Below are 11988 nucleotides of genomic sequence, written 5' to 3'. Positions count from 1 at the left end.
AATTTCGGTTGCTTGGCCTTCGATACTATAGCCGCTTGCTAGCAGGACTTTTACTTTTGGATTGTTTTTTTTGAGTTTGTCATAAGTTTCTCCGCCGCCCATATCCGGCATCACCATGTCCAAAAGAACCAGATCAATTTTGCCTTGATTTTGCTTATAAAGATCTAATGCCTTTTGGCCATTATTAGCTGATAAGACGTCATAACCCATTTTTCTCAGCATTTTTCCTATGACATTAAGAACCATATTCTCATCATCAACAAACAGGATTCTCCCATTGCCCTTTTTAAGCTCACCAGGCTGCTCCTTTTTGCCTTTAACTTTTTCTTCTGTAGCAGGGAAATAAATACTGAAAGTCGTTCCATTGTCTTTTTCAGAACTTACATCGATATAGCCACCGTGCCCCTTTATAGTACCGTAAACAGAAGCCAGACCAAGTCCCGTGCCTTCAGCAAACCCCTTGGTTGAAAAGAATGGTTCGAAGATGCGTTCCCTAGTCTCTTTGTCCATACCTACACCCGTATCTCGGATAGTCAGCAAGACATAGTTTCCAGGCTTTGGCTCATAGAGCTTGTCAGTCATATCCTTATCGGTTACATTCATCGTCTTTAAATAAAGATCTCCGCCTCCGGCCATGGCATCAGCAGCATTAACATATAAATTTAAAAGGACTTGCTCAATCTGACCTTGGTCTACCTTAATTGCTAATAAATCCTCAACAAGATCTTGATGAACTCTAATCTCTTTTTTGGTGATACCAAAAGTATCAGATGTATCTTTTACCAGGTGGCTCAGATTAAGGGGCTTAACTACATATCTTCCTTCCCTTGCATACCCGAGAAGCTGGTGGGTTAGTTTGGAACCGCTTTTAACTTGTTCCTCAATGTTTTTTAGGGCTATATAGTTGGGATGATTAGTATCGATCTCATCAAGCACTAAAGAAGCATTCCCAATGATACCCATAAGTATATTGTTAAAGTTATGGGCTATGCCGCTTGCTAAGGTGCCTATTGACTCCATCCTCTGTGCTTGCTGGAGTTGGGCTTCTATTTTCATTTTTTCGGTGATGTCCGTCATAAAACATAATGTAGCAGGTCTATCATCCCAAGAAAACAATACCACACTGAGTTCCACCCACTTGGTATTCCCATTTTTATCAACAATCCTGAAAGAATAGGTAGTAGGAGGTTCTTCACCTTTAAGCCATCTTTTGTGGCGTTCTCCAACCATCTCCCGATCTTCCTCGTGGATAAAATATGTAAGGGGTCTTGAGGTTAATTCTTCTCGTGAACGACCATAAAGTTCTTCCCCTTTGGGATTGGTAAATTTAATCATTCCATCCTGAGCCACTATAATGGCTTCACCAGCATTTTCGATAAGTGTACGATATTTCTCCCCACTATCCCGCAGGGTCTCCGCCGTCTCCTTGCGCTTGGTAATTTCAGCGTTGAGAAGATTTGTAACACGGTTGATAACTATAATCCCAAATACTGCAAAGCATATGCTGATAGTAATACCTATAATCTGTGATGTTATGAGTAACGTATCCTTTGCTTCCGACTGTTTCTGCATCATCCCGACAGCGCTGTCCATCGCTTTAAGAAGGGGGACATTATTTTTCAATATCCTTCTGATTTTTTCATCTGCCGTGGAAGAATTATTAATTATTGATACAAGGTCTACAGAAAACACTCTCCACAAATCCTGGACTTTTTTCAACTGTGAAAGGGCCGGCTCAGTTGCTCCGGGGCAATGTCTGTATTTAGTATCATCAAGGTTAAGGCTCAAAGGCGCATCACCTGAATTAATGAGAGCGGTTAGGGTTTTATCAAAGACAGCTATGGTGTTTTTTATCTGTTTCGCAATTGTTTCCGCCTCCTTTTCATCCTTTAGTCGTACAGACTGAAAATGAAGCGTTTCTTTCGTCATTTTTTGTGTAAGCATTCTCTGCCGTCCCGCCAGATTGATCACAAGTCCGTCATCTTTCTGATGTCCGGATATCCACAGTGTCACCAGAAACATGGCACAGATGATAAAAGACAAAATGAATACCGGTCCTAAAAGTTTTTGTTTAATCGTCATGGTTTCTTTTTCTGATATTTGTCTGTATGTGGTTTCATGAGTTACATACCCTATTACTTTTCGTTTATCGCTCTTAGTGCTACAATGTAGTAAATTGGCAAAAAATGTGCCAAATTATACTAATTTAGCATAAATTTATAAATGCAATAATATTAACATGTTACAAATAACAAGAAATGTAATTAATGGTATGAAAGGAGAAGGGAGTTCGATAAAATCGGAAAAAGTTCGATAAAATCGGAAAAAGTCTAAGATAATCGGACTTTCGTTAAATAATAAAGAATAGAAATGTTTAGGCTTGAATGAATTTTAAGCTGATTTTGAGGCTTAATAAAATGACTTCATTCTATTCACATTTTGTGCCATTCCTAAGTTAAATTGAAAACAGCTATTACAAATTGGAAGTTTAACAGAAAATTGGAATTTCCGCTTAAATTTAAACTCGAATTTTAGTGATATCTTGCCAAAGCAGTACATATCTTATGGTTCCGATGCCTTGTGATACGATTTAGGTATGGGAAGAGGGAAAGGGGGGATTGGGATGGTGGATGGGTTTCTACTAAGATTTTTATATTACTAAAAAAAATTGTGGTTGATGTGGAAAAATTTAATGACATTCCTCAGTTTTCCTTGATGTTTCCGGGCGAGGGATAGATAGCCGTAGTCTTCAGGTATCTGATACTGATGATTAGTATCGTCTTTTGGAATTTTCTAAGACCCTAATAGTTGCGATTGGCTAACGTAATCGTGAACTTTTAAAGGTCAATTATCATTTTGTTACGTCTTAAAGGCAGGCATCATGCATTTTGGTTTCAAAGGCCGGAGCGCAATATATGGAATTTTCCTGCCTCAAACCAGACTTTCTTGCAGAAACTGCTTCTAATTAAATCTGGGAACTGGCACCTATTTTTTCTTCATCTGTTTAATAAGATCAGGAAGTTGTTTTTGTGCTGCCCATAGCCGCAACGTCTGCCGATGGTCGTTTGCAGGAACCCCGAGAAGTGTTTTTCCCGGCGCCACATCACTTATAACGCCGGTGTTTCCGCCAAGTCTCGCCCCATCACCAATGGTCACATGATCTCTAACTCCCGCACCCCCTCCCATCATAACGCCATCACCTAACGTTACGGATCCGGCCAGTCCGGACTGGCCGGCCATCACACAAAATCGGCCAAGTTTGCAGTTATGGGCGATTTGAACAAGGTTGTCTATTTTCGTACCGTCGCCGATCGTTGTGGCACTGAACTTACCCCGGTCAACACAACTTCCTGCCCCAATCTCAACGCCGTCACCAATCTTAACCGTACCGATTTGAGGGATCTTGACCAGGCCTTGTCCATCCAGTGACGGTCGATAACCAAAGCCGTCGGCACCAATTGTCACGTTCGGATGGATAATACAGTGATTCCCTATCCGGCAGCGTTCACGTATGACCGTACCGGACCAGATAATTGTCTCACTGCCTATGCTGGTGTCATCCAGCACGGTGACATTGGGATAAAGCTTGGTATTGGCACCGATAACAACACCAGGCCCGATATAACAGCTGGCTCCGATTGCAGCACCTTCGCCGATTACGGCTGTGGAGTCGACCACCGCGGCTGAATGGATACCAGGCCCACATTTTGGAGGTGCCGTCTCAAACAGTCGAAGGACGTCTGCCAAAGCAAGATCGGCATCGGCTACACGTATAAGCACCCGGCCCTGTCCCGGCTCGACATCCAGGCTGTCATTGATGATTGCGGCAGAAGCACGTGACTGGTCCCATAATTTTATGTATTTCTTCTCCCCAATAAACGTTAGCTGGTTTGTCGTTGCCTCGGATATTTGTTCTACACCTGTGATCATGATCGTCGGACTGCCGTCAATTGTACCGTTTACCGCTTGATTAATCTGCTCGGTTGTATATTGTTTCATAATTGCTCCTGAATAACGTCCTGAGTTTTGCATTAATATTTCCGGGTATGAATCAATATGAACGTTTGCATCTTCAGCCGTAAAAAAGCAAGCGCAAATTTTATAGCTTAAAATCCCTGTTTCTGGGAGGATTAAATGGAAGGTCTGAGATTTGTCTTGAGGAAATATAAACTCGGGGTCGGGTAGAAATACGGCGCGCTCAGCTTTAGGTGGAGAGTTTCCATTATGCACCCTTTCGGTTTGTGCAGTGGGCTCCTAATTCCACCATGACTAACGTTTCCGCAAGCCCCCCTCTCATCCCGGACGGTCGGATTTGCGGCGTTCGCCTTGAAAAGGGACCCGAGTCCGGTTGGCAGCAATGGCATTTCCTTCGAGAACCTTCCCATTCAACCGAAACTTAAGTGCTTGCCCACACGCCCCTTGTTTGAATAGTTTGATCTCAAACTCGACATTTCTTTTTGTTTACACTATTTCTCCAGCCCAATGTCTGGTCAGTGTTTCTTTCAAATGCCCGCCATTTACCGAGAGCCCCTTTGCACGCTCAAGGTGTTACCTTTTAAGGCTAACCGCGCGCGCGGAGGAATCAATACCTTTCTGAGACTGTACATTTTCAGCTTCAGATAATTGACTTTGCAGTTGCGCCACCGTGAGTTCCAGCTTCTGGATGGTCTGGCCGGCATTAAACTCAGTGATGTCCATGGTTTACCTCCAATGAAGTATTTTTACTATTCTTCACCCCTTCAACTGGTAAAATATAGATCTCATGTATTTTTTGGGCTCAAAGCGGGGGCAAACGCCGGTCAAGGATTCGGCTGCGCCTATAATCAGATATCCGTCAGGGTCCAATATATCGGCGATTTTATCGAAGAGTTTTTTTCTATCCTCCGTGTTGAAGTAAATGGCTACATTTCTGCAAAACACAATGTCAAACTTGCCCAGACCGTTTAATGGCAGCATGAGGTTCTGTTTGCTAAATTTCACCATGGCTCTGATATCATCTTTAATCTTCCAGTTATCGCCCTTACGAGAAAAATATCTGATTAATTTTTCCTGTGGAAGGCCGCGTTCAATTTCAAACTTGTTGTATGAGCCGTAGCTGGATTGGGAAATTGAGGCATCAGATATGTCTGTGCCCAATAATGTAATGTTGTATTTATTGAGATCCGGCAGGAGTTCTTTCAATACAATGGCAATACTGTATACTTCTTGGCCGGTGGAGCAGGCCGCACTCCAGATGCGGATTTGGGGCGGCAAAAAACTGGAAGAGTTGGCAGAACGTAGGTCAATAAGATCGGGCAGAATTTTGTGCTGCAGCACATCAAAGGGACTGGTATCACGAAAAAACGTGGTTTCATTGGTGGAAATGGCGTCGATGATTTTTCTTTCTATTGATTTGGTGCCGTCTGCTTTGGCCTGACGATAAAGTTCGATGAATGATGAAAAGCCGTTTTCTTTAATGACTCTATCCAGTCTGGTTTCCAAAAGGTAAGCTTTGCTCTCATCCAAAAAAATACCGGATATATCGTGGATATATTTGGCGATGATTTTAATTTCATCGGGACTGATCTTTTTCATTTGTCACTTGTCACTTGGTACTTGTCACTTGGCATTTGTCACTTATCATTGGTCATTAGCCAATAGTCATGGACCATTGTCCAATGACGAATGACCTACAGTTCTAGCGATTTCGTCTGCAATTTTATCGAGTGGTGCAATAACATCAACGATACCGGCTTCAATTGGTTCTTTGGGCATACCGTAAACCACACAGGTTGATTCGTCCTGCGCCAGAATAGTCGCGCCGTTGCGTTTCATCAATTTCAGCCCAAGCAGACCATCCGAACCCATGCCGGTCATGATAACTCCTGTTGCCCGGCCAATATAGTGATGGGCTATGGATCGCATTAGATAGTCGACGGAAGGCTTGCAGCTGTTCTCCGGGGGATCATCCGTTACTCTGACAACCCTGGCCTTGCCGTCGGGCGCAACCGCGACCTTCATCTGTTTTCCACCGGGTGCTATAAGGGCAATATTGGGTCTAAGCGTCTCACCGTCAACCGCCTCCCGGACTTCCAGAAAACATTTGGCGTTTAGGCTATCGGCCAGAGACTGTGTGAAAAAAGGAGGCATATGCTGGACAATTAATATAGGCGCTCCCAGTCTTGCTGGAATTTTAGGCATCATCTGTGCCAGGGCCTTGGGCCCTCCCGTGGAAATGCCGATGGCCACGACCTCTGAGTTTCCTCTTTGACGGTCAGTGATTGCGCGCATGCGTTGGACAATCTTGGCGGAGTCCTGTGGTCTTTTTTCAACCGATTCGGCGGCAGAGGCATGGATTTTACCCTGGAGAATATCCTTTATATCTTTTTGGCGGGCAAAGGCCTTGAGCATAGGAGCAATGGTTTTTTTTATGGCCGCCGTATTTTCAGCGATGCTGCCTTCTTGCGGTTTGGGTATAAAATCAAAAGCTCCCAGTTCCAGCGCTTTCATGGTCAGCCCACCACTTTCCTGGGTGAGCGTGCTGAGCATAATGGCCCCCACATCCGGCGCTGCTGTTTTTATATGAGCCAGGACTTCAAGCCCATTCATTTCCGGCATTTCGATGTCGAGGATCAAAAGGTCCGGTTTCAGGGAAGCCATTTTGATAATGGCGGCCTTCCCATTATGGGCAGTGCCCACTACCTCCACATGGGGCAATTCCGCCAGGACGTCGCGACCGATTTTGCGGTAGATCACGGTGTCGTCTACTATCAATACTTTTAGGGGTTTGTCATTTGCCACTCGTCATTTGCCTTGTTTATATTTCAATGTTTTTAGATTTTATCTTTACCAATGACTAAAACCTAAATTTCTTCTTCGAGAATCTTTTCAATATCCAGAATTCCAATCAAACGGTTTTGGGTTTTGAATACGCCTTTAAAAAATTTACCATGAACCCTACCGATATTGGCCGGCGGCGGTTCCAAGTTTGCACTGTTAACTCTGACCACATCACCGATGCGCTCCACCAGTAAGCCTATGGATTCTCCTTTTGAATTAACAATAATATTGCGCGTGTTAGCGTTCAACTCGGTTCCAGAGAGATCAATCTTGATGCCAAGGTCAATAATGGTCGCTATTTGTCCTCGCAGATTCAGGATGCCCAAGACATACTCAGGTGCCTGGGGCACTTTGGTCATTTCGATGAGTTTATTAATTTCCTGAATCTTTAGTATGTCCATCCCGCAGAGAGCATTACCCACATAGAAAGTGGCAAGATCTAACTGATTATTGTTTTTGGTTGCTGATGTTTCTGTCATAGCTATTGCCTCATTTTTTATCCATATTTATCCGCTGATATCCGCTGCCGGGAACTATTTTCTTTGCAGATAATGATGGATGCTGTCGATTAGTTTCTCCCTGTCCAGCTTGATCTGATATTCATTAATCCCGACTACTTTTCCTTTAGCGATTTCTTCATCTCCCGCCATAGAGGTTACGGCTATAATCGGCAGTCCGGCAAAGCGCTTGTCATGTCTGATTTTGGTGGTAAGGTCGTAGCCGTCAAGATTGGGCATCTCGATGTCCGTGATTACCAGATCTATTTTCTCCGCATGCTCCTGGAGTAGATTCCAGGCGATCATTCCGTCTTCAGCCTCGATAACGTTGTAGCCTATATCTTCAATGAAATCCTTAACCTGGTTGCGGAAAAAATTAGAGTCCTCCGCATATAAGATTGTGGGCGCCTTGCTTTCGAGTGTCGCAACCGGTTTGAAACCGGAAAACCATTCCGTATTCAGAGCCTGAACCAAGCCGAAGATGTCTACCAATAAGGTGGTGTGAGCGCCGATGATGACAGAACCCAAAATACCCGGCTGCTTGAGGGTGCTGTCGTCAACTTCAGCGGATATTTCCGTAGCGTCCACAGGGCCCGTAGCCAGGAGGCCGACTTCTCTATTGGCAATGGTAAAAACAATAACTAAAAAGTTTTCTTCGTCTGCCAGTGGTTTGACCTGAGCAACCTCTGCAATAGCAAACAAAGGAAGGCTTCCGCCGCGGTATTGCATCACCCGTTTACCGCCCACTTCTTCGATATCTGTCTTTTTGATTTTTTCAACGCGTTCTACCTGGTGTAAAGGAACGGCAAATTGTTCGTCTTTAGCACTTCTAAATACCAGCAGGGATTGTTTGTCTTTGTTAGCTCGGATGGTATCATCGGTTTCCTTGGCAACTTCCGCGGCCCTGTCAGTGCCGTCCAGGGAAATCAATCCTGCCATCCTTGCGATATTGCCCACATCCAGTATAAGTGCTACGCGACCGTCACCCATAATAGTTGCCCCGGCGTACCCCTTACATTGCTTGAGATGGCGTCCCAGCGGTTTGACGACGATTTCTTCGGAATCATTCAGCCTGTCGACGACCAATCCGTACTTCATGGCACCTGTAGTAACTACTACGATGTTGAGTGCACTGGCAGCATGGTAGCGCCGGTCTTGCGGGCTGCGAGCCTGGTGTTGCCCCGCTTTCAGCGGGATTTCCGCTTCGCTCCAACGGGCTTTAGTTGTGGGTTGATCTTCGTCAAATAGAGGGTTCTTATTAGATCTTCGGTCGGCGATACTATCCCGCCGGTCGCTTTTCAACTCTTGCGTATCAGGGTCGAAATAAGTGCGTTCAACGCCGATAACATCAGCAAGGTGTACCAGGGGAAGAAGATTCCCGCGCAACCTGACGACTTCCGCATCTCCGACTATCTCTACTTTGTCTTTGACCTGGCCGGCAGGGATTCTGAGCAGTTCTTCCAGGTTGACCTGGGGAATGGCATAGCGCTCTCCTCCGGTGGCAATGATTTGACTGGGAATAATGGCCAGGGTCAGGGGAAGTTTTATCCGAATCGTTGTTCCCTTCCCGAGTTCAGAGTCGATCTCCACAACTCCGCCCAGTTTGTCCAGATTAGTCTTAACAACATCCATGCCAACTCCACGGCCGGAGACATCGGTCACCTTTTCCGCGGTGGAAAAGCCGGGCATAAAAATCAGATTGATCTTTTCTTTTTCCGACATCATGCGGGCCTGATCGCCAGTTATCAGGCCCTTGGCCACGGCCGCGGCCGCCAATTTTTCGCCATCGAGTCCCTTGCCGTCGTCGGAGATGGCGACATTGACCTGTCCTGCTTCGTGGTATGCTTTTAAAAAAATTCTGCCGCTGGTATCTTTTCCCGCCTTCTGGCGGTCATCAGGCATTTCGATACCGTGATCCACGGCATTTCGAACCAGGTGGGTCAGTGGGTCACCGATGGCTTCTATAATAGTTTTATCCAGCTCAACCTCTTTGCCTTCCAGGGACAACTCAACCTGCTTGCCCAGGTTCCTTGCCAAATCGCGCACCACACGAGGGAATTTATTAAAAACATTTCCGATCGACTGCATGCGGGTCAGCATGATGGCCTCTTGCAATTCAGAGGTGATCAGATCTATTCTCTGAACAGCAAGTTCCGCGGTATGATGTTCGTTAGAGTTTATTGACTGGATGAGTTGGTTGCGACACAATACCAACTCACCTGCCAGTGTCATGAGCGAATCGAGCAGGCTGATGTTGACTCTGAGGCTGGACTCGACTTCTACGGATTTAGCTGCCGGCACCTTTTGTATTTCGGCTGTTTGGCAAGAGGGTTCAGCGGGAGCAGGTGACGGTTCGGGAGTTTCATTGATGAAATCATTTTCTTCAACTGTCATGGTTTCTTTGGCATCAGAGTCAAGGGCATCTTCTACAGGCTTTTGCACGACAGGTTTTAGGCTCATGTCTTCAGCAAGTTCGTAATCATAAATGGATTGTTCATTGATTTCAAGCAGTGCATTTATATCATTTGGTCGCAGGACCGTGGCGAAAAGAGCTATCAAGGGCAATTGATCCGGCAGGCCTTCCTGGTCAAGGGTACCAACGGCGTCTACAGCTATCCGGCAGCCCAGAATCGCACCGCAGTCTTGAATTTCATCCAAAAAACCCTGAAGCGTTTTGTCTTTCAGATGAACGTCTTGAATTAAATCTATTTCAAGCAGATAAATATATTTTCCCTCTTTCCAGGAACTTGAAATTTCGTCTGCGGCCACGGTAAGGCCGGGTTTTCCATCAGGAAACGTAATGTCAATCATTTCAAAGGCAGGCGTTTTTTCTTCTTCAAGCAGCGAAGCTTTGCTGATGGCACTCAAGGCTTCAATATGTTCAGATATGTCGACTTCATTGCTGGTATTGATATTGTTGATCAAATCCCTGAGGGTATCGGCGGCTATCAGCAGAATGTTGATGCTCTCCGGGTTGGGGATTAATTCGCTGCTTCGAAACTGGCCCAGAATATTTTCCATTTCATGGGTCAGGTTTTTGATATTGACAAGCCCCATAAAACCAGACCCCCCTTTAATGCAATGAGCGGTACGATATACTTTGTTAATCAGTTCCTTGTCTATGTTGGCTCCGGCTTCTTCAATGGCTAAAAAGTCATTTTCAATATCGGCCAGGTGTTCTAAAGACTCTTGGATAAAAAGCTGTATGGTTTCGTCGTCATTTTCTATGCTCATGTTGACTCCTATTTGAATCGACTTGAAGATTCCTGCAATTTCGCTGTGGCGGAACGGTCCCGCTTGGGCGGGGTTCGACTGTAAGGGATTTTGCTTGTTGCATTTGCCTGCTATTGCAGTTCAAAGTGTTGATCCAGCTGCATGGTTCCAAACAAGTTCGAAAACTCATCTGAAACGTTTTTCAGTGTCAATTTTCCACCGGCGTTCTTTAGCGTGTTGTGAGCGGCAATGATGACGCTCAGGCCCACAGGGTCGATTTTCTTTACCCCTGCAAAGTCTAAGGTGAGGTTCACAGTACTCTGTGCCGTTGTTTTATGCAGTTTTTTCTTTAAGGTATCTGCATTAGGGGCGGTGATATCTTTGCCGGGCTTAATAATCTTTTCCGCTGGTTTTTCCCTTGTTTTTGTCATTGGAGCCTCTTGTTTCCTAATGGTTTGACGTCCCGAAAATTCTATAACTTATTATAATCAAAGTCATTTAATCAAAATTTTCTGTAGATTCACTTAAACTCATCATTGACCATCTCGTAAAAAGTTACGAATTCAACAGTGTAATAAATCGTCTGAAATGATTTACGTTCAAAAACCGTGCCACATTGTTTGCCCCGGTTGCCACCTGGCCCCCGATTGAATCCGGAAAGGCAAGAAAGTGTCTTAACTTCCTGTTTTTATGGGGATAGAGGGGGGGTGTGAGCGTAATACAAATTACAAGCTCCTTGACATGCTGATCCTGCTCGACGGGACTGCCTGCTGCTGCAGATCTTAGAGAGTTTCTCATAATCGTCAGCAAATTGACGCCGTATGACTAATTCTTTGACGATTTAGGCCGACATGTAACTTTTTCTAATGACAAGACCCTTTATTTAGTCCTGAAAAACCTGGTCCTTCCCCGCATGGCGGGATCTTCGATGGGCCAAGCCTGTCCCGCATTGCGGGGGTCAGAGATATTTGGCTCTGCCTTAGAGTTTTGTGTCTAAAATCACAAATTCCAAGCACCAAAAAAACAAACAAGCTCCAAACTACAAGCACCAAATTCCAATGAAATTCCAAACTACAAGCACCAAATCTCAAGGAAATTCCAAAGTTTGTTATTTTGAATTTCGGTTATTGTGATTTATTTGTAATTTGATGCTTGTTATTTGGACTTTCCACTTCCTAAACTATTTTCGGTCATTGTTATTTGTTTGATATTTGGAATTTAATTTACTACATTTGAGATTAGGTGCATCCCTATGGGGTGAAATCAAAGCCTGGTCCTCTGGGCCAGGATTCTTTACTTAAGTTCTACTAGAGTCGCTCCCCATCCGCCGGCGTCGTAAGGTGCGTCTTTGAAAGATAAAACCATGGGATTTTTTTTCAAAAGTTCCTGAACTCTTTTTTTAAGTATGCCTTTTCCCTTGCCGTGAATAACTCTGACAGAGTAGATTTGTTCTTCCATA

9 protein-coding genes are annotated in these 11988 nt (G+C 44.7%); all 9 read right to left on the bottom strand.

The window, feature by feature from the left end:
• A partial coding sequence (locus V3S16_RS04075; protein ID WP_413883400.1) for a PAS domain S-box protein occupies positions 1-2082 on the bottom strand: 2082 nt, incomplete at its 3' end.
• Between the two features lie 903 nt (positions 2083-2985).
• Entirely contained in the window at positions 2986-3999 is a 1014-nt protein-coding gene (lpxD, locus tag V3S16_RS04070; protein WP_413883399.1) for a UDP-3-O-(3-hydroxymyristoyl)glucosamine N-acyltransferase, read from the bottom strand.
• A 549-nt stretch (positions 4000-4548) separates the two neighbouring features.
• A complete protein-coding gene (locus tag V3S16_RS04065) occupies positions 4549-4698 on the bottom strand; it encodes a hypothetical protein (protein WP_413883398.1) in 150 nt (49 codons plus the stop codon).
• A 33-nt stretch (positions 4699-4731) separates the two neighbouring features.
• The gene (locus V3S16_RS04060; protein WP_413883397.1) at positions 4732-5574 is read right to left on the bottom strand and encodes a CheR family methyltransferase; all 843 of its coding nucleotides are present in this window, start codon (positions 5572-5574) and stop codon (positions 4732-4734) included.
• A gap of 66 nt (positions 5575-5640) precedes the next feature.
• Positions 5641-6780, bottom strand: coding sequence for a protein-glutamate methylesterase/protein-glutamine glutaminase (locus V3S16_RS04055; protein ID WP_413883396.1), 1140 nt, complete (start codon positions 6778-6780; stop codon positions 5641-5643).
• A gap of 62 nt (positions 6781-6842) precedes the next feature.
• On the bottom strand, positions 6843-7298 hold the full coding sequence (locus V3S16_RS04050) for a chemotaxis protein CheW (protein WP_413883395.1): 456 nt from the start codon (positions 7296-7298) through the stop codon (positions 6843-6845).
• A 54-nt stretch (positions 7299-7352) separates the two neighbouring features.
• Positions 7353-10550: a chemotaxis protein CheW gene (locus tag V3S16_RS04045; protein WP_413883394.1), complete on the bottom strand. Its 3198-nt coding sequence runs from the start codon at positions 10548-10550 to the stop codon at positions 7353-7355.
• Positions 10551-10660: 110 nt separating this feature from the next.
• On the bottom strand, positions 10661-10960 hold the full coding sequence (locus V3S16_RS04040) for an STAS domain-containing protein (RefSeq protein WP_413883393.1): 300 nt from the start codon (positions 10958-10960) through the stop codon (positions 10661-10663).
• Positions 10961-11822: 862 nt separating this feature from the next.
• Positions 11823-11987 carry a Smr/MutS family protein gene (locus V3S16_RS04035; protein ID WP_413883401.1) on the bottom strand — a complete coding sequence of 55 codons (165 nt, stop codon included), beginning with the start codon at positions 11985-11987 and terminating at the stop codon, positions 11823-11825.
• Position 11988: the final 1 nt, after the last annotated feature.

Origin of the sequence: Candidatus Desulfatibia sp., assembly GCF_036446775.1 — a bacterium.
Classification (GTDB): domain Bacteria; phylum Desulfobacterota; class Desulfobacteria; order Desulfobacterales; family UBA11574; genus Desulfatibia_A.
Note: the sequence above shows the minus strand (reverse complement) of the source record. Positions and strands in the feature narration are given on the sequence as shown.